This is a genomic window from Nocardioides sp. NPDC047086, assembly GCF_040643685.1.
Lineage (GTDB): Bacteria > Actinomycetota > Actinomycetes > Propionibacteriales > Nocardioidaceae > Nocardioides.
The window spans coordinates 79806-99881 of the sequence record NZ_JBEYUV010000015.1; the positions used below are offsets into that span (position 1 = coordinate 79806).

Genomic DNA, 20076 nt, shown 5'->3' on the forward strand with positions numbered 1-20076 from the left:
GGATTTCAATGTTCTGGGATTCAGGCACCAGGTGTGGATGAGCCTGGGGGCGAGGCCGACAACCGAAGGACCGTGCGTGGGGGGCGTTGAATGAGCGGGAAGTTCATCGACGCCTATGCCGTGCTCGAGATCGGTCCGGACGCGGACGACGCGGCCGTCCGGGCTCGCCATCGTGAGCTCGCCAAGCAGTTCCACCCCGACCGTGGCGGCCGCGCTGCCGACGGCGAGCTGATGATGCGCATCAACCGGGCGCGCGACGTGCTGCTGGACCCGGTCGCGAGGGCCACCCTCGACGAGGAGCTCGCCCGCCGCCGCCGCGAGGCCGCGTCCCCAGGTTCCGCCGGGAAGGCGCCCGCGTCAGCTTCTCCTGGTGGCCCGCCGTTCAGCCGCGACCGGCGCTGGCGAGCAGAGTGGGGTGCCACCACTCCCCGGCCGACCCCGGCGCCCGGGAGCAGCTCCCCGGCCCCGGTGCCGCCACCCGCTCGGGTGCGCCCGTCGGCCACCAGGCTGCGCCAGGCCACCCGGCAGGCTCGGTCGGCGAACTCCGCGCTCTCCTCCCGGCAGCGGCCCGCGGCCACGAAGCCTCCTCGCCGGATGGCCGAGCCGCCTCCTCCGCAGCCCGCCGGCCAGCAGCCTGTCGGCCAGCCCGCGAATCCTCAGCCGGCGCCCCCGCAGCAGCAGACCGCGCCGGCGGCGGACAAGCCGGCCAACGCCTGGTCGCTCTACTCCGTGCCCCTCGACGCGGTCTCGGTCGCCTCGCTGCTCGCCAGCGTGCTGATGTGCGGCCCGCTCGGCTTCATCCTGGGCATCATCGGCCTGGCCCGGACCGCCGACGACAAGCGTCGCGGCCGCTGGGCCGCGGTCGCGGGCATCGCCATCAGCAGCCTGACGATGCTCGTCGCCATCGGCTACGTGATGCAGGCGGTCTCCGCACCTTCGCCCTGACCCGGTGATCCGCCCAGCGGCCACTCGGCGATGGTCCGGCAGCCGTGGTTCTCGTACCACTGCAGGCTGACCCGGTCGGCACGACATCGCGCGGGGAGATACGGCTCCAGGGACGTACGTGTCGAGGCGAGGTCCACTCCCCCGGCGAGGTGGTCGACGGTCAGGTGCGGCACCGGGTCGAAGAGCCCGGCATACGGCGGGCACTGCGGAAACGCCGCACTCAGCTCGGCGGTCAGCGCCGCGAAGGGCTCCGCGGGCTCGGGAGGCAGGTAGATCGTGCCACCGGCGAAGACACGTACCTCGTCGAGCCGGAAGTCGAACGCAGCCGCCGCGGTCGCGATCTTGCCGATCCGCTCCAGATCGTCGGTCGTGGGCGAGCTCAGGAACGGTGCGAGCAGCGTGATGTGCGCGTGCACGAACGCAGGGTCGGCCGAGACGAACGAGTCGTCGTAGTGGCGCGTCCGCCCCAGGACGTACGTCTCCAGCACGGGCACGGGGACGACCAGCACCGAGTGCCCGGCCGAGGATCTGCTCATGTCCGGATTCTCACGTTCAGGTCGCATCGATGACCACTCGGCGCGAACCGCTCACGGCTGGGCTAGGGTGCCCGGGTGTCCGTACCTGAGATGCCCGCAGACCTGCTCAAGCACGCCCTCGACGCCACGGGGTTCATGCCTCCCGAGGAGGGCATCGCGCTGTTCGAGTACGCCGTGGAGCGGCTGCCCCACGGCCCGGTCGTCGAGATCGGGACGTACTGCGGGAAGTCGTCGGTCTACCTCGGCGCTGCGGCCAAGCTGACCGGAGGCACGGTGTTCACCGTCGACCACCACCACGGCAGCGAGGAGAACCAGGCGGGCTGGGAGCACCACGACACCACCCTGGTCGACGAGCACACCGGACGGCTGGACACGCTGCCGAGCTTCCGACGCACCATCGAGCAGGCCGGCCTCGAGGACGAGGTGGTCGCGGTGATCGGTGCCTCGAGGACCGTGAGCCGGTGGTGGACGACGCCGGTCTCGCTGCTGTTCATCGATGGCGGCCACGGCGTCGAGCCCGCGCAGCTCGACTACCGCGGCTGGGCACCGAAGGTGATGCCCGGTGGGCTGCTCCTGGTCCACGACGTGTTCCCGGACCCGGCCGAGGGCGGCCGGCCGCCGTACGAGGAGATCTACCTGCCCGCGCTCGCCTCGAAGCAGTTCGAGGAGATCGGCCCCGTCGGCTCGCTACGCGTGCTGCGACGCCTCTGAGGTCTCGCACCCACACTCCAGCGCCAGCTCCTCGAACGGCGCGGCGAGGGAGGTGCCGCGCATGATCCCGGAGCCGGCGGTGGAACCCCCATAGCGCTCCCCCAGCGCGTCCGCGGCCAGGATGACGGCGGCGGCGGTGAAGGTGGAGTGCTCCTCGGGCCAGAACGCGTTGGGGTTCGGGTTGGGGTAGTCGGGCGACTCGTAGACCCAGCCGGTCCAGTAGCCGCCGTCGTCGGCACGCATGTGCTGCATCTCGGTCAGCAGCCGCAGTGCGCGCCGGTGGTCGCCGATGTTGTCGAGCGCCATGGACAGCTCGCAGGTCTCCGCGCCGGTCACCCACGGGTTGGTGTCGACGCAGAGAGCGCCGAGGCCGGGGCGTACGAAATGGTCCCAGCGCGACTCGATCAGCTCGTGCCCGGCGGCACCGACGACGGCGCCGCCGAGGACCGGGTAGTACCAGTCCATCGAGTGGTGCGACTTGTCCTCGAACGAGTCACGATGGTGGCGCAGCGCGTGACCGAGCCGGCCGCCGACGATCTCCCACTCCGGCTGCGGGTCGTCCATCAGGTCGGCCAGAGCGACCCCGGCACGCAGCGACTGGTAGATCGATGACGACCCGGTGAGCAGCGCGAACGGGTCGCGCGGGGTCCAGGCGATCCCCCCGAAGGGCAGCTGCAGCCCGACCACGAAGTCGAGTCCGGCCCGCACCGAGGGCCACAGCCGCTCGACGAACGTACGATCGCGCCGGATCAGCCAGTGGTGCCAGAGACCGACCGCGAAGTAGGCCGACATGTTGGACTCGCCGATCGTCTCCACCGGCGACCCGTCGGCGATCTTCATCGGCCACGAGCCGTCGGCGTTCTGCAGCGTCGGGATCCACGAGTACGCAGCCTCGGCCTCCTCCACCAGGCCACCGACGAGCAGGCCCATGGCCGCCTCGACGTGGTTCCAGATGTCGGTGTGCTGACCGGGCACCCACGGGATCGCGCCCGACGCCTCCTGGGCGCGGGCGATCGACCCGGCCGTGGCGACGATCTGGGCAGGGGTCAGCACCCCGTCGACGTACGGGATCTCGACTCTCATCCGCAAATCAGGCAGCCGCGGTGGGGTCGGTGGCGACGGGGCCCGGCTTGCGGAAGTAGAGCACCATGCTCTTGCCGATCATCGGGTCGAGGACCTTGCCGGCGAGCCGCAGGGCACGCGGGTTCTTCATGATCTCCCAGACCAGGACCTGGTGGTAGGCCTTCACCAGCGGGTGCTTGTCGTTGTCGACGCCGACGGCCGACTTCAGCCACCAGTAGGGCGCGTGCAGGCCGTGGGCGTAGGACTTGCCCTCGAAGATCATCGCCTCACCAGGGGTGCCGTCGTTGGGGCGTCCGGCCTTGGTGACCTTGTCGATGAGCTCGTGGTCGGTGTAGATGCGGATGTGGCCGCCCGGCGTGTTGTGGTAGGCCTCGGAGAGCTTCCAGTTGACGACCTCGGGCAGCCAGCGCGGCACTGAGATGGCCAGGGTGCCACCCGGACGCAGCACCCGGACGAGCTCCTTGATCGCGTCGACGTCGCGGTGGATGTGCTCGAGCACCTCGGCGGCCACGATCCGGTCGAACTCGCCGTCGGCGAAGGGCAACGACAGGGCGTCGCCCTCCTTGATCTCCGCGTTCGCGCCCGCGGGGACCTCCTCGCGCATCGCGAAGAACCACTCGCTGACCTTGGCCAGCTCCTCGGCGTCCTGGTCGAACGCGATCACGTCGGCGCCGCGGCGGTACATCTCGAACGCGTGCCGGCCACCGCCGGCACCCATGTCGAGCACGCGCTCTCCGGCCTGCAGGCCAAGGCGGTCGAAGTCAACGGTGAGCACGGCTCACTTCCTTCCATTGAGGTGGTCGAGCTTGTCGAGACCGAAATCGTCGATGGCCTGCTGGTAGATCGCCGTCATCCGCTCGGCGACGGCATGCCAGGAGAAGTGCTCCTCGACCCGGGCGCGCCCGGCGGCCGAGTAGCGGGCCCGGCGCTCGGGGTCGTCGAGCAGCGCCGCGATGGCCTGCTCGAGCTCCTCGGTGTCACCCGGGGTGACCTGCTTCGCGCACAGGTCGTCGGGACCGACGACCTCGGGGATCGCCCCGGCGCGGGAGACGACGAGCGGGGTGCCGCACGCCATCAGCTCGGCGGTCGGCAGCGAGAAGCCCTCGTAGAGCGAGGGCACGCAGGCGATCTCGGCCGAGCCCATCAGCTCGACGAGCTCGGCGTCGGAGATGCCGTTGACGAAACGTACGTGGTCCTTGATCGCGAGCTTCTCGATGAGCTGCTCGGTCGGACCGCCCTTCTTGGGCTTGGAGACCAGGACCAGCTCCAGGTCGCGTTCGGTGCGCAGCTTGGCGAAGGCCTCGAGCAGGAAGGCGATGCCCTTCAGCGGAGCGTCGGCGCTGGCCATGGCCAGGATCCGGCCGGGGACACGGGGCCCGGTCGGCGGGACGAACTCCTCCGGTACGCCCAGATGCACGGTCTGCACCCGCTCGGAGGGGACCCCGAAGTCGGTGAGGATGTCGCGCTTGGAGCTGTCCGAGGGCGTGATCACGTGCCGCAGCTGCGAGGCGACCTTGGCCTGCATCTTCACGAACGAGTACCAGCGCCAGACACCGAACTTCTTCTTCCAGCCCACGGCGCTGTCCAGCTCGATGCGCCGGTCGAAGGAGATCGGGTGGTGGATCGTGGTCACCAGCGGCAGGCCGACCTCGGCCTCGATGCTCAGCAGCGGCGTGGCCAGCGTCTGGTTGTCGTGGACGATGTCGAAGCCGTCCGCCCGCTCCTTCAGCACCTTGAGGACACGCTTGGCGAAGGTCAGCGGCTCGGGGAAGGCGCCGGTGCGCATCCGGGCCCACTCCTCGACGTCGACCAGGTCACGGAGCTCGGAGAGCTTCGGGTTGCCGAACGGGTTGGGCTCCTCGTAGAGGCCCAGGCTCGGCACCTTGGTGAGGGTGACGCCCTCCCCCAGGAGGTCGAGGTCGGGATAGGGCTGACCGGAGAAGACCTCGACAGTGTGCCCGAGCTTGGCGAGCTCCCGACTCAGATGGCGGATATAGACGCCTTGACCGCCGACGTGCGGCTTGCTGCGATACGACAGCAGAGCGATCCGCATCCGCCACCTCCCTCAAACCTAGGCAGAGCAAAACTAGAACGTGTTCTATACTAGCAGGTAGCCAGCGCGAGTCACTCTAATGCAGGCGCTTCAACAGACGGTGTCGGGCTGGGCGTCTAGGCTGGTCGTGTGGAGGGCTTCTGGACCCGGTTCCGTCTCGATCCGAGGCAGGCCGACAACGCACGCATGCGCGCCTCCGATGCCGATCGGGAGGTCGTGCGCACCGTTCTGTCCGATGCCTTCGCCGACGGCCGGCTGACCCGCGAGGAGCACGACGAGAGGGTCGGCACTCTCCTGGAGGCTCGTACGCTCGGCGAGCTGCCCGGGCTCGTGGACGATCTCGTTGCCCTCGAGCCCGCTCCCGGTGACGCCGGGGTGAACCTCCCCGAGACGCTCGGCTTCCGTGAGCAGGGTGCGGCTGCGTACCGCAAGGAGCTCCAGGAGGCGCTGGCGACCTTCTTGATGGTCAGCCTCATCACCTGGGGGATCTGGCTGTTCACCAGTGCCCCCGACGGTCATCCGTGGCCGATCTACCCGATGCTCTTCCTGGTCGTGAACCTGGTCGGCACCGGCGTACGCCGCGAGGCGATCGTCCAGCGCGAGGTGGACCGCCTGGAGAAGAAGGCCGCCAAGAAGGCGGCGAAGAAAGCGGCGAAGGCCGAGGTCGAGGCAGCACCCGAGACGACTGCCCCGATCCTCGACCCGCCGGCGGGCGAGACCGAGAAGGACCGGCCCGCCGATCCCTCCTAGGCGCCCAGCTGGGGGTCGCTCACGGAGGGACGTCCGGTCTCCAGGTGGCCGGCGAACCCGCGCACCCAGGTGGTACCCGGGACGGTCAGCGTCAGGTCGTACCAGCCGCCGGTGGCTCGGGTGTCCACCTGGCTGGAGCGGATCCTGCCGGCGTACGCACTGGTGATCTCGGCCTTCCTGGGAGCCGTCACGGTGAGCCGCTGCGAGCGGCCCTCGCGCCGCAGCCGGGCGGGGGCCGGGTCGGAGCCCACGGTGCCGGCGTAGGAGCGGAAGAAGCCGTTGGGGCCGTGCAGGTGGATCTCGTAGTCGCCGCTGACCGGCAGTCGCACCGCGACGCTGTCGCCGGCGCCGACGGTGTAGCTGTGCGGCGCGCCGGCGGGCGCGAGCAGCCGTGCTTGGAGGTGGGCACCGACAGCGCCGGTGTTGCGGATCTCGAGGGCGATCTCGCCGCCGGCGGCGGTCTCGACCACCTCGAGCTCGTAGGGCGCCGGACGGGCCCGGCGGGTGCCGCGCTCCTGGGTCGGCATCGTCCCGCTAGCGGGGGTCTCGGGCGAGTACGACGGGTGCCGCTCCCGGTCTGCGGGCTCCCACGCGCTCGTGTCGGGGAGCACCGGCGGCTGGGAAGTGCGGGAGAAGTCGAACGCCGAGGTCAGGTCACCGCACACCGCACGACGCCAGGGCGTGATGTTGGGCTCGGCGACACCGAAGCGCTTCTCCATGAACCGCAGGATCGAGGTGTGGTCGAACGTCTCCGAGGCGACGTAGCCGCCGACGCTCCAGGGCGAGACGACGAACATCGGCACGCGCGGGCCGAGGCCGTAGTGGCCGTCTCCGTGGGAGCCGGTGTAGAGCTCGTGCTCGGTCGAGACGGTCGACTCCCCCGGCACCAGCGGGCTGTTGATGTGCGGTGGCACCAGGTGGTCGAAGAAGCCGTCGTTCTCGTCGTAGGTGATGAACAGCGCGGTCTTCGCCCAGACCTCGGGGTTGGCGGTGAGCGCGTCGAGGACCTTGGAGATGTACCAGGCGCCGTAGTTCGTCGGCCAGTTCGAGTGCTCCGAGAAGGCCTCCGGCGCCGCGATCCAGCTGACCGAGGGCAGGTCGCCGGCCTCGACGTCGGCACGCAGGATCTCGAAGTAGTCCTGGCCGTCGATCGCGCGGGTGCCGCGCCGGGCCTTCTCGAAAAGCGGGTCGCCGGGCCGGGCGTCCTGGAAGCTGTTGAAGTAGAGCAGCGAGTTGTCGCCGTAGTTGCCGATGTAGGCGTCCTGGGTCCAGCCCCACCAGTTGCCGTTCTCGGCGTCGAGCCCGGTGCCCTCGTCCTGGTAGACCTTCCAGCTCACCCCGGCCACCTCGAGCCGCTCCGCGTAGGTGGTCCAGTCGTAGCCGGCCTCGTCGTTGTAGAGCACGGGCCCGCCGCCCTTGCCGTCGTTGCCGGTCCAGCCGCTGAGCATGTAGTAGCGGTTCGGGTCGGTGTTGCCGATGAAGGAGCAGTAGTAGGCGTCGCACACCGTGAACGCGTCGGCCAGCGCGAAGTGGAAGGCGGCGTCCTGTCGCTGGAGGTACGCCATCGTGGTGGTGCCCTTGGCCGGCACCCACTGGTCGTAGCGGCCGCGGTTGATCGCCTGCTGGCCGTCGGTCCAGCTGTGCGGGAGGCCCTCGAGGAACGCGGCGCCCAGATCGTCGACCTCGGGGTGGAACGGGAGCAGCTCGCCGTCCCCGTTCGGCTGGTGCCACACCGGCTTGCCCGAGGGCAGGATCGCCGGGTGCGGGTCACCGAAGCCGCGTACGCCGCGGAGCGTGCCCAGGTAGTGCTCGAAGCTGCGGTTCTCCTGCATCAGGACGACCACGTGCTCGATGTCGCGGATCGTGCCGGTCCTGCGGGCGGCGGGGATGGAGGCGGCTCGCGCGATGCTCTGGTCGAGCATGGTCAGGGCAGCGGCGCCGCCGGCGAGTCCGAGGAACCTACGACGATCGATGTCAACCACAGGTGCTCCTTGAGGTGGGGGTGGGCGGCCACCATCGCGGTTCAGATGTTCACCACGGCAACAGGTGACCGGTCGCGAGGTGACCGTCAGGCGAAGACTTCGCGGCCGGCCGCGCGGTCAGTCCGAATACCTCCGGGCGCAGGCGGCGGCGCAGCTGCGCGGTGACGTACGCGGCGACGAGGAACATCACCAGGTCGGCCGCGATCAGCGCGAACAGCCAGGAGGCATCGGCCGGTCCGTCGATCCGCTGCTGGATGTGCAGATGGGCGACCATCGCCGAGACGATGAACCCGCCGCCGGCAAAGAGGGTGATCCGCAGGTCGACCCTCTCCTCGTCGCTGCCGCGCAACCAGCGGCGGCCGACTCGCAGGATCGCGAGCGAGGTCAGGGCCGCGATCACCGGGAGGAACGGCATCGCGTAGCGCGCGTGGATCCAGCCGCCGCCGGCGTGGAACGAGGCCAGGTTGACGATGATGATGACGCAGTAGATCCCCATCAACGCCCGCACGGCCAGCTCCAGCCGACGCTCCAGGACGGTCGGCTCCGGCCCGGGGATCACCACGCGGCGCATCATCCCGTCCGGCCGCGGTCGGGCCTTGGCGTTGGCGTCGAGCACCATCCCGGTGACCGTGACCGCCAGGGTCGCCGCGGCGGCCACGATCCAGACCTTCGGGATGACGTCGTCGGCCCACAGCGAGCCGTACAGGTGCAGGTAGAGCTCGGGGTTGACCAGCTGGAAGAGCGTGTCGCCGTGGGTCTGGCGGGAGAACTTCTCGAAGAGCGCCGCGGAGGCGGTGGCATCGCCGTAGAGCATGATGTTGCGTACGTAGAACCAGCCGATCACGATCACCGGCGCCAACCCGATCCGGATCGCCAGGACCACCCCGCGGCGGAACGTACGCAGCGACGGGTCGCGCAGCCACAGTGCGGCCAGTACGCAGCCGCCCAGGACGAGCACCGCCACCAGGCCGGTCGAGCGGAAGCTCGCCGCCGCGACGCCGGCGACCGTGGCCCAGACCAGCCGGTCCCGGGTGATGCCCTCGCGGATCATCCGGAAGCCGAGCAGCAGGGTCAGCGAGGCGGCCACCGTGCCCCAGCCGTCGTTGTAGATCGCGCCGCCGTCGTAGGTCACCGCACCACAGCCGAGCACCATCGCCGCGGCGAGCACCGGGACCACCCGGCGCCTGGGCACCAGCTCGCGCGCCAGCAGCCCGACCAGGATGATGCTCAGCGCGTAGCCGAGCGCGTTGAGCAGCCGCATCCCGAGCAGCGTCACCCCGACGTTCCCGACGGCGTCGCCGAGCCAGACCAGCGGCAGGCTCATCACGTAGAACAGCGGCGGGTGGTTGGCGACCCAGATGTCGCGGCGCGGCTCGTCGAGCCCGAAGAGGGCTTCGGCGAACTGCGGATAGCGCACCGGGTCGGCCGGGGTGTTCGTGTCGATCGTGGGCAGGACGCCCTGGGACAGGACGATGGCGTAGGCGGCGTGCTGCTTCTCGTCGGCCTTCAGCAGCGGCGGCATCCCGATCGCGTACTGCGCGCTCATCGCGAAGCCGAGCACCCCCAGCAGGAGCAGGCATACGGTCACCTGGGACAGCGAGCGCGGAGACGTAGGCACCTCGACAAGCTAGTGGGCCGGGATGCCGCTGAGGTGACGTGCGGGCGATCAGTCGGTGACCATCGAGGAGCCGGCGGCGACCTGCTCCCGGGTCGTACGCCGCCGCACATCGCGCCGGTGACGCCAGATCTGCACCACCCCGAGGCCCCAGAACAGGTACTGCACCGACATCGCCCAGCGGAACGCCTCCGGCGTGTAGGAGGTCGAGGCCCCCGGCGTACGCCAGTCGAGGATCCAGCCGACCAGCACGATCACGAGCAGCGCTGCGACGAAGCCGCCCTGGTTGATGATCCCGCTGGCGCTCGCCATCCGCGCGGGCGGGTTGCTGGTGCGGCCGACGTCGAAGCCGATCATCGAGGCCGGTCCGCCGAAGCCGACCACGGCCATCAGGAGCAGCAGCACCGGCAGCGGCGCCTCGCCCGGCCAGGCGAGCACAAGCGTCCACACCGAGGCCAGCGCGGCGATCATCGTCAGCGCCACCGTCGAGCGGTGCCACGGGTAGCGTCCAGCGAGGATGCCGATCACCGGACCGGCGGCCAGGGCGGCGACGACGGTGACCGAGAGCAGCGTGCCGGCGAGGGTGTCGGAGAGCCCTTCGGAGGTCACCAGGAACGGGAATCCCCACAGCAGCCCCATCAGGTGGGAGCTGAACGGGGTGGAGAAGTGGATCCAGAAGCCGAGGCGGGTGCCCGGCTGATACCAGGATGCCTTCAGGCTCCGGCCGAGCTCGCGCGGCTTGAGGGAGCTGCCCCGGCGGTGGCGGTCATCGGGCCCGTCGTGGACGAAGAGGCGCAGCAGCACGAGCAGGACCGGGCCGATCAACGCGGCCGTGAGATAGGCGCGGGTCCAGCCGAGATGGCCGAGCGCCCACGTCATCGGGACCGCGGCCGCGATCGCGCCCAGCTGTCCCACGGTGCCGGTCAGCTGACTGACCAGGGACACCCGTCGCCCCGGGAACCACGACGGGACCAGCCGCAGCACGCAGATGAACGTCATCGCGTCGCCCATCCCGACGAACGTACGCGCGAGCAGGGCCAGCGAGTAGGAATCGGCGAACGCGAACCCGGCCTGAGCGAGCGCGAGGATCAGGGCGCCCGCGGAGAGGACCGTACGCGAGCCGAACCGGTCGACCAGCAGACCGACCGGCACCTGCATGAGGGCGTAGACGAGCAGCTGCAGCATGACGAAGGTGGCCAGCTGGCCGGCGCCGATCCCGAAGCGCTCGGTCGCCACCAGACCGGCGACCGCGAGGCTGCTGCGGTGGAAGACCGCCAGGCCATAGACCGCGAGGGCGATCCCCCAGACGGCCCATGCTCGTGCTGTCGGCTGGGGATCATACACACTCACATAGCGAGGCTACTTTGTCTGCAGCCCCGTCGAGGCGCCGGAGTCCTGCCGTGGACGCGCGATCTCAGTCACAGGAGCGGAGAGCATCGGTACCGGGTCGAAACGGCCCGGCCGCATCCGTCGGCGCAGCTCGGTGGCGACGTACGCAGCCACCGCGAACATCACCAGATCGGCGGCCACCAGGGCGACGAGCGCGAAGGTGCTGCTGACCGGCCCGTCGACGTACTGCTCGGTGTCGAGGTGGCACACCAGGCCGACGACCATGAAGGCCAGCGAGACACCCAGGGCGACGCGCAGGTCGCGCGCCTCGTCGAGCGCGGTGACGCCGGCTCGCGAGCCGGTCGGAACTCGCAGCGGCAGGAGCCGACCCAGGCGCAGCGCGGCGATCCCGGCACCTGCGGCGAGGAACGGCAGGAACGGCACCGCGTAGCGAGCGTGGATCCAGCCACCACCGGCGATGAAGCCGGCGACGTTGACCAGGATCAGCAGGCAGTAGCCACCCAGGAGCGCCCAGATGGCCAGGTCCTGGCGGTGCTGCATCGTGCTCTGCGGGGCGAGTTGGATGCGCCGCAGGACTCCCGTGCGACGCGGGTTGGCCTTCGCGACGGCGTCGAGCACGAGCCCGACCACGGTGAGCGTGAGCACGATGACGGCCGCCTGGCTCCAGGTGTTGGCGATGTTGCCGTCGGTCCACAGGCTGCCGAGCAGGTGGCCGTAGAACTCGGGGTTGACCAGCTGGAACAGGGTCGTGCCGTTGGGCTCGCGGCCGAACTTCTCGAAGAGCGAGCTCGACGCGGTCGGGTCACCGTAGATCCGGATGTTGCGCACGTAGAACCAGCCGAAGACGGCCACCGGCGCCATCCCGATGCATGCCGCGATCCCGACAGCGCGCCAGAACGTGCCGCGCAGGAACGTACGCAGCGTCGGCTCGCGCAGCCACATCGCCACCAGCACGCAGGCGCCGAGGAAGAGGACCGCGACCAGACCGGTCGACCGGAACCCGGCAGCCGCGACGCCTACCGCGGTGGCGGCGATCAGGCGCTCACGCGTCACCCCCTGACGGATCATCCGGAAGCCGAGGAAGAGCGTGAGGAACGCCGCTGCCGAGGACCAGCCGTCGTTGTAGATCCCGCCACCCAGGAAGGTCATCGCGCCGCAGCCGATGCACATCGCGGCGGCGATCACCGGGACGGCGGGACGGCGGGGCACCAGCTCGCGCGCCAGCAGGCCGACCATGATCGTGGTCAGCGCGAAGCCGAGCGCGTTGAGCAGGCGCATCCCGAGCAGCGTCAGGCCTGGAGAGCCGACCGCGTCGCCGAGCCACACCAGCGGCTGGCTCATCACGTAGAAGAGCGGCGGGTGGTTGGCGACCCAGATGTCGCGGTGGGCCTCGTCGGCCCCGAAGAGGCTCTCGGCCAGCTGCGGGTAGCGGGCCGGGTCGTCGGGGATGTCGGTGTCGATCGTCGGCAGCGTGCCCTGGGACAGCGCCACCGCGTACGCCGCGTGGGCCCGCTCGTCGGCCTTGAACAGGGCCGGCATCGCGATCGCCACCTGGGCGCTCATCGCGAAGCCGAGCACACCCAGCAGCAGGACGCAGATCGTGGACTGGGACATGGAGACCCGAGGGACAGACACCCTTCGACGGTAACGGGTGAAATTGACGGGACACCCGGGCCACGGCTCACGGGCGATGAACAGAGCGGAACACGCGGGTGACAAAACGTTGACGCAAAACTCGGTCGCGTCAGGTCCCGGCCGGCCGATAGCGTCCGGCGGTGTCATGACTACTTCATCGCGCCACATCGCCATGGTCGCCTCACCCGCGATCAGCCATGTCCTGCCGAGTCTCGAGCTGATCAAGGAGCTGGTCGCGCGTGGCCACCGAGTCACGTACGCCACGCACGAGTCGATGGCCGAGGCGATCAAGCCGACCGGGGCCGAGCTCGTTCCGATGCCGACGGTGCTGCCCGTCGAGGACCGGCTCTGGCCCGAGGACCCGGTCGCCGGGATGGGCATCTTCCTCGACGACGCCATCGGGGTGCTCCCGCACCTGGCCGCGTTCTACGGAGCCGAGCCGGCCGATCTCTACCTCTACGACATCGGAGGCTATGCGGCCCGGGCCCTCGCGGAGAGGCAGCAGCGTCCGTTCGTGCAGCTCTCGCCGACGTTCGTCGCCTGGGACGGGTATGCCGAGGAGGTCGGCGCCCAGGTGCGGCAGCTGCCGGGCTACGACGGCTACCTGGACCGGTTCGGGGCCTGGCTCGCCGACGCCGAGGCGAGCACGCGCGACCCGGAGACGTTCGCCGGAGCGCCGAAGCGGGCACTCGCCCTCATCCCGCGGGCGATGCAGCCCCACGCCGACAAGGTCGACGACGAGGTCGTCACCTTCGTCGGCCCGTGCTTCGCGCTCGACTCCGAGGAGACCTGGACCCGCCCCGCCGAGGCCGATCACGTCTTGCTGGTCTCGCTCGGTTCGGCCTACACCGCCGACGCGGACTTCTTCCGCTCCTGCATCGAGGCGTACGCAGCCCTGCCCGGCTGGCACGTCGTGATGTCGATCGGCACCCAGCTCGACCCCGCCGCGCTCGGCGGCCTCCCCGGCAACGTCGAGGTCCACTCCTGGCTCCCCCAGCGCGCCGTCCTCGCCCAGGCCGACGCGTTCGTCACCCATGCCGGGATGGGCGGGAGCAGCGAGGGTCTGATGGCCGGGGTTCCCATGGTCGCGGTCCCGCAGGCGGTCGACCAGTTCATGAACGCCGACCGTCTGGTCGAGCTCGGCGTTGCCCGCCGGATCGACGCCGCGGACATCACGGCCGCTGCGCTGCGTACGGCACTGCTCGAGCTGCTCGACGACCCCGACCGGCTCGCCCGCTCGGCGAAGCTGCGTGCCGACGCGCTCGCCGAGGGCGGCACCCGCCGTGCCGCCGATCTGATCGAGGACATGCTCCCCCGCTGATCCCGCCGCCCCCGCTGGTCGAGACCCAGTCACCCCGCTGGTCGAGCCGCGAGCGCCAGCGAGCGTGTCGAGACCAACACAGTCCCTACCGCGCTCGATCGGACCGTGTTGGTCTCGACACGCCTCCGCCTAGCGGCTCCGGCGGCTCGACCAGCGTGCTACTTCGTCGCCAGCGCGCTCGCTTCGCTCGCGCGCAGCTCCTCGTTCGTCGGGACCGGGCGTAAACCCTAGGAGGCGCCTTCGGCGCGAAAGGGCTTACGCCCGCTCCCTCCTCACTTCGTCGCTTCCATCATCTGCCGAAGCTCCTTCTTGAGGTCGGAGATCTCGTCGCGGAGGCGGGCGGCGACCTCGAACTGGAGCTCGGCGGCGGCGCCCTTCATCTGCTCGGTGAGGTCGCCGATGAGCTGGGCGAGGTCGGAGGACGGGAGGCCGACGAGGCCGCGCTCGCGGGCCTCGCGGGCGGCGTCGCCGAGCATCGGGGTGGGGGACTTGGCGGCAGTCTTGCCTGCGCGGCCCTTGGCCTCGGTGCCGGCCCAGGTGTTGAGCAGCTCCTGGGTGGACTCGTCCTCGCGGGCGAGCATGTCGGTGATGTCGGCGATCTTCTTGCGCAGCGGCTGCGGGTCGATGCCGTTGGCCTCGTTGTAGGCCATCTGGATCGCTCGACGGCGGTTGGTCTCTTCGATCGCCGACTCCATCGACGGGGTGATCTTGTCGGCGTACATGTGCACCTGGCCGGAGACGTTTCGGGCCGCACGGCCGATGGTCTGGATCAGCGACTTGTCCGAGCGGAGGAAGCCTTCCTTGTCGGCGTCGAGGATCGAGACCAGCGACACCTCAGGGAGGTCGAGGCCCTCACGGAGCAGGTTGATGCCGACCAGGACGTCGTACTCCCCCAGCCGCAGGTCGCGGAGCAGCTCGATCCGCTTGAGCGTGTCGACCTCGGAGTGGAGGTAGCGCGTGCGGATCCCGGCATCGAGCAGGTAGTCGGTGAGGTCCTCGGACATCTTCTTGGTCAGCGTGGTGACCAGGACGCGCTCGTTCTTGGCCACCCGGTCGTTGATCTCGCCGATCAGGTCGTCGATCTGTCCCTTGGTCTGCTTGATGACCACCTCGGGGTCGATCAGGCCGGTCGGGCGAATGATCTGCTCGACCACGTCGGGGGCGCCGCCGTCGCGAGTGACCAGGTCCAGCTCGTAGTTGCCCGGCGTGGCGGAGAGGTAGATCGACTGGCCGATCCGCTCCAGGAACTCCTCCCACTTCAGCGGCCGGTTGTCCTGGGCGCTGGGCAGCCGGAAGCCGTGCTCGACCAGGTTGCGCTTGCGGGACATGTCGCCCTCGTACATCCCGCCGACCTGCGGGACCGCGACGTGGGACTCGTCGACGACGAGGACGAAGTCCTCCGGGAAGTAGTCGAGCAGACAGTTGGGCGCAGAGCCCCGCTCACGGCCGTCGATGTGCATCGAGTAGTTCTCGATCCCGGAGCACGATCCGACCTGGCGCATCATCTCGATGTCGTAGGTCGTACGCATCCGCAGCCGCTGCGCCTCGAGCATCTTGCCCTGCTTCTCGAACGTGCTCAGCTGCTCGTCGAGCTCAGCCTCGATCCCGTTGATCGCGCGCTCCATGCGCTCGGGACCGGCGACGTAGTGGGTCGCAGGGAAGACGTAGAGCTCCTGGTCCTCGGTGAGCACCTCGCCGGTGACCGCGTGCAGCGTCATCAGCCGCTCGATCTCGTCGCCGAAGAACTCGATCCGGACCGCGTGCTCCTCGTAGACCGGGAAGATCTCCAGGGTGTCGCCGCGCACCCGGAACGTGCCGCGGGTGAAGGAGAGGTCGTTGCGGGTGTACTGGATCTCCACGAGCCGCCGCAGGATCGAGTCGCGGTCGTGCTCCTCCCCGACCCGCAGCCGGATCATCCGGTCGACGTACTCCTGCGGGGTGCCGAGACCGTAGATGCAGGAGACGGTCGAGACCACGATGACATCGCGCCTGGTCAGCAGCGAGTTGGTGGCCGAGTGGCGCAGCCGCTCGACCTCCTCGTTGATCGAGGAGTCCTTCTCGATGTAGGTGTCGGTCTGGGGGACGTACGCCTCGGGCTGGTAGTAGTCGTAGTAGGAGACGAAGTATTCGACCGCGTTCTCCGGGAAGAGCTGGCGCAGCTCGTTGGCGAACTGGGCGGCGAGGGTCTTGTTGGGCTGCAGCACCAGCATCGGACGTTGCAGCTGCTCGGCCGTCCACGCCACCGTCGCCGTCTTACCGGTGCCGGTCGCGCCGAGCAGGACGACGTCCTTGACGCCGTCCTGGATCCGCCGGGTGATCTCCGTGATCGCAGCGGGTTGGTCGCCCGCGGGCTGGTAGTCGGAGACCACCTTGAACGGGGCGACACGACGCTCGAGATCGGTGACAGGACGCATGGTTACGAGACTACGCGGCACCACCGACAGTTTCGGCTGCGATCGGTTCCTGGCGGCCGGACGACGGGCGCCTCAGTGCCGGTGGACCCCAGACGAGCGGCAGCGCGACCCCGGCGATCGCGCAGAGCGCGCCGACGCCGAGCACGACGTACGGCACCGGCCGGATCTCGGGAAGCATGAGGTCGACCCCGAGGTGGATCTGGGTGCGCACCGACACCGAGAAGGTCGCGGCTGCCATCCCCACCAGGAACGCCGAGACCAGCGCTGCCGCGATCTCCTCGCGCCGGCGGATCTCACCCCACGGCAGCGCGTCGACGATGGCCAGGAGGCCGACGGAGAGCACGATCGCCACCAGCGGCATGATCGTCATCAGGTAGCGCTCGTGCGGGTTGCCGCCCCCGGAGCGGAACTGGGCGAGGTTGACGATGATCACGAACGCGTGCGCGATCAGCACGAGCAGACCGACGGTCGCCACCGACGGCACCCGCGGTGCACTGACGACCAGGCCCCGCTCACGACCGTGATCCCGCAGGCGTGCGATCACCCCGAGCGCGAGTCCGAGCAGCGCGACGAGCGTGATGGTGTCGATCACCCAGTGCTGCCCCGTGCCACGCAGCTGGAGCGGCTCCCACAGGTGGTCGTACCAGCCGTGCCAGAAGCGCGGTGCGGTCATCACCTCGAACCAGGTGTCGATCTGCACCCGCTGGTAGCGCTCCAGGAGCGCTGAGCTCGCGGTCGCGTCGCCGTAGAGCACGATGTTGCGTACGTAGAACCAGCCGATCGCCAGCCCAGGCACACCGGTGGCGATCGCGGTCAGCCGGGTCGCCCGGAGGAATCCCTTCCGGCTGCGGTCGCGAAGCAGCAGCGTCACCCCGAGCGCTGCGCCGCACATGATCACCGTGAGCACGCCGGGCGCCTTCGTCGCGGCGGCCAGCGTACCGGCCACCGCCACCACGATCATCCGGTTCCGGGTCACCCCGAGGCGGAGGATGCGCAGCGTCGCGAGCACCGTCAGCGACGAGGCCGCCACCGCCACGCTGTCGTTCATGATGAACCCCGCGGCTGTCGCCAGCACCGCCGGCGAGGCCGTGAACGCGGTCGCGAGCATCGCCGCTGCCGGGCGACGCGGGGTGACCTCGAAGGCGATCAGACCGACCAGGAAGACCAGCGCCCCGTACGCCAGCGCGCTCACCGCCCGCATCCCGGCGATCAGCACCTGCGGGTTCCCGAGCGCATCGGCGAGGGCGACCCACGGCACGCCGAGGAGGTAGTAGAGCGGCGGGTGGTTGGCGGTCCAGATCATCCGGTGGCGGTCGAACTGCTCCCGCTCGGCGCCGCGGGCGATCTGCGGGAACCGGTCCCGGTCCTGCGCCACCGGGGTGTCGATCGTGGGCAGGTCGCCGTCGTGGAGCGAGATGGCGTACGAGGCGTTCGGCCCCTCGTCCCGCGCGTGGTACGACAACGCCTGGGTGGTGGCGAAGTAGAGGCTCATCGAGGCCGCGAAGGCGGCCAGCAGCGCGAGCACCGTGACCAACCTGGCCGACGGCCGGGCGGGCGCATCCGTCGGCTCGTCGCTCAGGACCGCAGCGGCATGACTCATCAGGTGGCTCCCGTGGGTTGAGCGGCATCATGAGCCGCACCCCCATGAGCTCGCGCGTCGCACGGTAGGGCACCTCGGTGGAGGCAGGACGGTCGCCTCGCGGGATCAGAGAGTGAACGCCTGGCGAACCTCGTCCTCCGTCAGCCCGTAGTCAGCCAGGCTGTAGTCGTGCTTGGGCCGCGCGCTGCCGGAGCGGGACTCGGCGTCGATCCGGGCGACCTCGGCGCGGGCCGCCTCGCTCCAAGGGATGTCGAAGTGGGTGTAGATGTTCTCGACGGTGCCGCCCGGGTCCTTGACGAACGCGCGGTAGTCGACGTCGAGGAACTGCGCCGCGTCGTACTTCTTCCGAGTCTCGCCGAAGGAGCGCCACGAGCGGGAGAGCATCTCCAGCTGGGTCGTCCCGATCGTCTCCCCGACGAACGTGGTCGACATCCCCGCGGTCGCCTCGGCGGAGAGCGAGCAGCCCGAGGCGACCGAGACGACCGGGTCGCGGTGGGTGACCACCACGAGCGCGTCCGGGTAGACCTCCATCAGCGCCTCGAGGGCCACCAGATGGGAGGGGTTCTTGAGCACCCACCGTTTCTCGGTGTCGTTGAGCCCGATGAGCTGCAGCGAACGGCGATGGACCTCGTACGCGTCTCGCCAGTCCTGCTTCGCCAGCCAGGCCGAGTAGCGCGGCACGTGGGCCAGGGACTCGAACGAGATCGACTTGCCGCTCTGTCGCAGCACCCGCCAGCACTCCTCGACGCTGGTCGCGTCCATGTAGTGGATGCCCATGAACTCCGGGTTGCTGACGTGGTGCTGCCGGTAGGCGCCCTGCAGCGCGTTGAAGACCGGGTCGTCCTCCCAGGTCTCGCGCGGCGGCCGCGGCTGGGGGAACTCGGTCAGCCAGGTCTCCAGACCCTGGTGCTCCGGGTCCGCGGCCAGGAGGCGGTGCAGGGCGGTGGTGCCGGTGCGGACCAGTCCGGTGACGAAGATCGGCCGCTCGATGCGTACGTTCTGGTGCTGGGGGAACTCCGCGAGCCGGGCCTGCGTCATCAGCCTGCCCACGAGGGCCGACTTCACCTGGGCACGGTGGAAGTAGTTGCCGACCGGGGTCAGCCCGGCCTCGGGCGAGGCGAGGTCCTCGACGAGGAGCCGCAGCCCCTCCTCGTGGTCGGTCCCACCGAAGTCCTCCAGACCGGTGGTGCGGGTCGCGGCCGCGCAGATGTCCTCGTACGTCCCGACGTCCGCCCGCTCGCGCGGTGCGGTCTCTCCTGGGCGCGTCTCAGTCATGGAACTCCCCGCAGTCCACGTTGAGGACGGTGCCGGTGACCGCGGAGGCGAGGTCGCTGGCCAGGAAGAGCGCCGCCCGGGCAACCTCCTCGGGGGTCGCGAGCCGCTTCAGGTCGGTGGGGGCGGCCTTCTCGTCATAGACGTCTTGATGGGTCCGTCCCGACTCCGAGGCGATCCAGTCGAAGTAGGACTTGTTGACGTCCTCGTAGATGTAGGACGGCGCGACGGAGTTGACCCGGATGCCGCGCGGGCCCAGCTCGGTGGCCAGCGAGGAGGACAGGTGGGCCAGGGCGCCCTTGGAGAGCTTGTAGCCCGCGAACTCCGGCTGGCTCTGGTAGAGCACCGCCGAGTTGATCATCACGATCGCGCCGCCGGGCTTCTCGGGAGTGGCCGCGAGCGCATCGGCGAAGAGCGCCGAGAGCCGCAGCGGGGCGTACACGTTGGACTCCTGCGCCAGCCGGAGCGCGTCCAGCGGGATCTGGGTCAGCGGTTCCATCGGCGGGATGCCGAAGGCGTTGTTCAGGAGTACGTCGACGCGCCCGAACTCCTCGAGCGCGGCCTCGACGAGGTGGCGCCGCGCGTCCTCGTCGGTGATGTCGGTCGGCACCACGAGCGCACGTCGTCCGTGCTCCTCGATGACGCCGGCCATCTTCTGCAGCCGCTTCTCGGTGCGGCTGGCGAGCACCAGGTCGGCGCCCATCAGCGCGGCCTGCTCGCCCAGCGAGCGCCCGAGGCCGGGGCCGACCCCCGAGAGTACGACGACCTTGCCATCCAGGAGTCCAGTCATGGGGCCTAGACTAGAACGT

At 69.9% G+C, this 20076-nt stretch carries 16 protein-coding genes; 4 read left to right on the forward strand and 12 right to left on the reverse strand.

Annotated elements, in window-relative coordinates; genetic code table 11:
- Positions 1-90: 90 nt before the first annotated feature.
- Positions 91-945, forward strand: coding sequence for a DnaJ domain-containing protein (locus ABZ796_RS13270; RefSeq protein ID WP_357337397.1), 855 nt, complete (start codon positions 91-93; stop codon positions 943-945).
- On the opposite strand, the gene ABZ796_RS13275 is transcribed toward ABZ796_RS13270, so the two are convergent.
- Positions 909-1481 (reverse strand): 2'-5' RNA ligase family protein, encoded by a 573-nt coding sequence (locus ABZ796_RS13275; protein WP_357337398.1) that lies wholly within the window; start codon positions 1479-1481, stop codon positions 909-911. The two genes, ABZ796_RS13270 and ABZ796_RS13275, sit on opposite strands and share 37 nt — an antisense overlap.
- Before the next feature lie 75 nt (positions 1482-1556).
- On the opposite strand from ABZ796_RS13275, the gene ABZ796_RS13280 reads away from it, so the two are divergent.
- On the forward strand, positions 1557-2192 hold the full coding sequence (locus ABZ796_RS13280) for a class I SAM-dependent methyltransferase (protein WP_357337399.1): 636 nt from the start codon (positions 1557-1559) through the stop codon (positions 2190-2192).
- Here ABZ796_RS13280 and ABZ796_RS13285 read toward each other — a convergent pair.
- Genes ABZ796_RS13285 through ABZ796_RS13295 form a run of 3 tightly spaced genes read right to left on the reverse strand, consistent with a single transcriptional unit; the run spans position 2169 to position 5328 of the window.
- Positions 2169-3275, reverse strand: a complete 1107-nt coding sequence (locus ABZ796_RS13285) for a prenyltransferase (RefSeq protein WP_357337401.1) — start codon at positions 3273-3275, stop codon at positions 2169-2171. The two genes, ABZ796_RS13280 and ABZ796_RS13285, sit on opposite strands and share 24 nt — an antisense overlap.
- A gap of 7 nt (positions 3276-3282) precedes the next feature.
- Positions 3283-4050: a class I SAM-dependent methyltransferase gene (locus tag ABZ796_RS13290; RefSeq protein WP_357337402.1), complete on the reverse strand. Its 768-nt coding sequence runs from the start codon at positions 4048-4050 to the stop codon at positions 3283-3285.
- Between the two features lie 3 nt (positions 4051-4053).
- Positions 4054-5328 (reverse strand): glycosyltransferase family 4 protein, encoded by a 1275-nt coding sequence (locus ABZ796_RS13295; RefSeq protein ID WP_357337404.1) that lies wholly within the window; start codon positions 5326-5328, stop codon positions 4054-4056.
- A 129-nt stretch (positions 5329-5457) separates the two neighbouring features.
- Here ABZ796_RS13295 and ABZ796_RS13300 point away from each other — a divergent pair, with 129 nt between their 5' ends.
- The gene (locus ABZ796_RS13300; protein ID WP_357337405.1) at positions 5458-6078 is read left to right on the forward strand and encodes a DUF1707 domain-containing protein; all 621 of its coding nucleotides are present in this window, start codon (positions 5458-5460) and stop codon (positions 6076-6078) included.
- Here ABZ796_RS13300 and ABZ796_RS13305 read toward each other — a convergent pair.
- The 4 genes from ABZ796_RS13305 to ABZ796_RS13320 are packed head-to-tail and all read right to left on the reverse strand — an operon-like array spanning position 6075 to position 12660.
- Complete coding sequence (locus tag ABZ796_RS13305; protein WP_357337407.1) at positions 6075-8060, reverse strand: phosphocholine-specific phospholipase C; 1986 nt, start codon at positions 8058-8060, stop codon at positions 6075-6077. The genes ABZ796_RS13300 and ABZ796_RS13305 overlap by 4 nt on opposite strands.
- Positions 8061-8109: 49 nt before the next feature.
- Complete coding sequence (locus tag ABZ796_RS13310; RefSeq protein ID WP_357337408.1) at positions 8110-9678, reverse strand: hypothetical protein; 1569 nt, start codon at positions 9676-9678, stop codon at positions 8110-8112.
- Between the two features lie 48 nt (positions 9679-9726).
- Positions 9727-11025 (reverse strand): MFS transporter, encoded by a 1299-nt coding sequence (locus tag ABZ796_RS13315; protein ID WP_357337410.1) that lies wholly within the window; start codon positions 11023-11025, stop codon positions 9727-9729.
- A 9-nt stretch (positions 11026-11034) separates the two neighbouring features.
- Positions 11035-12660, reverse strand: a complete 1626-nt coding sequence (locus ABZ796_RS13320; protein ID WP_357337412.1) for a hypothetical protein — start codon at positions 12658-12660, stop codon at positions 11035-11037.
- A 145-nt stretch (positions 12661-12805) separates the two neighbouring features.
- On the opposite strand from ABZ796_RS13320, the gene ABZ796_RS13325 reads away from it, so the two are divergent.
- On the forward strand, positions 12806-13981 hold the full coding sequence (locus ABZ796_RS13325; protein WP_357337413.1) for a macrolide family glycosyltransferase: 1176 nt from the start codon (positions 12806-12808) through the stop codon (positions 13979-13981).
- A 272-nt stretch (positions 13982-14253) separates the two neighbouring features.
- On the opposite strand, the gene uvrB is transcribed toward ABZ796_RS13325, so the two are convergent.
- From uvrB to ABZ796_RS13345, 4 genes are all read right to left on the reverse strand, one after another.
- Positions 14254-16395, reverse strand: a complete 2142-nt coding sequence (uvrB, locus tag ABZ796_RS13330; RefSeq protein ID WP_357337415.1) for an excinuclease ABC subunit UvrB — start codon at positions 16393-16395, stop codon at positions 14254-14256.
- Between the two features lie 10 nt (positions 16396-16405).
- A complete protein-coding gene (locus tag ABZ796_RS13335) occupies positions 16406-17995 on the reverse strand; it encodes a hypothetical protein (RefSeq protein ID WP_357337416.1) in 1590 nt (529 codons plus the stop codon).
- A gap of 105 nt (positions 17996-18100) precedes the next feature.
- Entirely contained in the window at positions 18101-19270 is a 1170-nt protein-coding gene (locus tag ABZ796_RS13340) for a sulfotransferase (protein ID WP_357337418.1), read from the reverse strand.
- Positions 19263-20057 (reverse strand): SDR family oxidoreductase, encoded by a 795-nt coding sequence (locus ABZ796_RS13345; RefSeq protein WP_357337419.1) that lies wholly within the window; start codon positions 20055-20057, stop codon positions 19263-19265. The genes ABZ796_RS13340 and ABZ796_RS13345 overlap by 8 nt, the downstream gene beginning before the upstream one ends.
- Between the last annotated feature and the right edge of the window lie 19 nt (positions 20058-20076).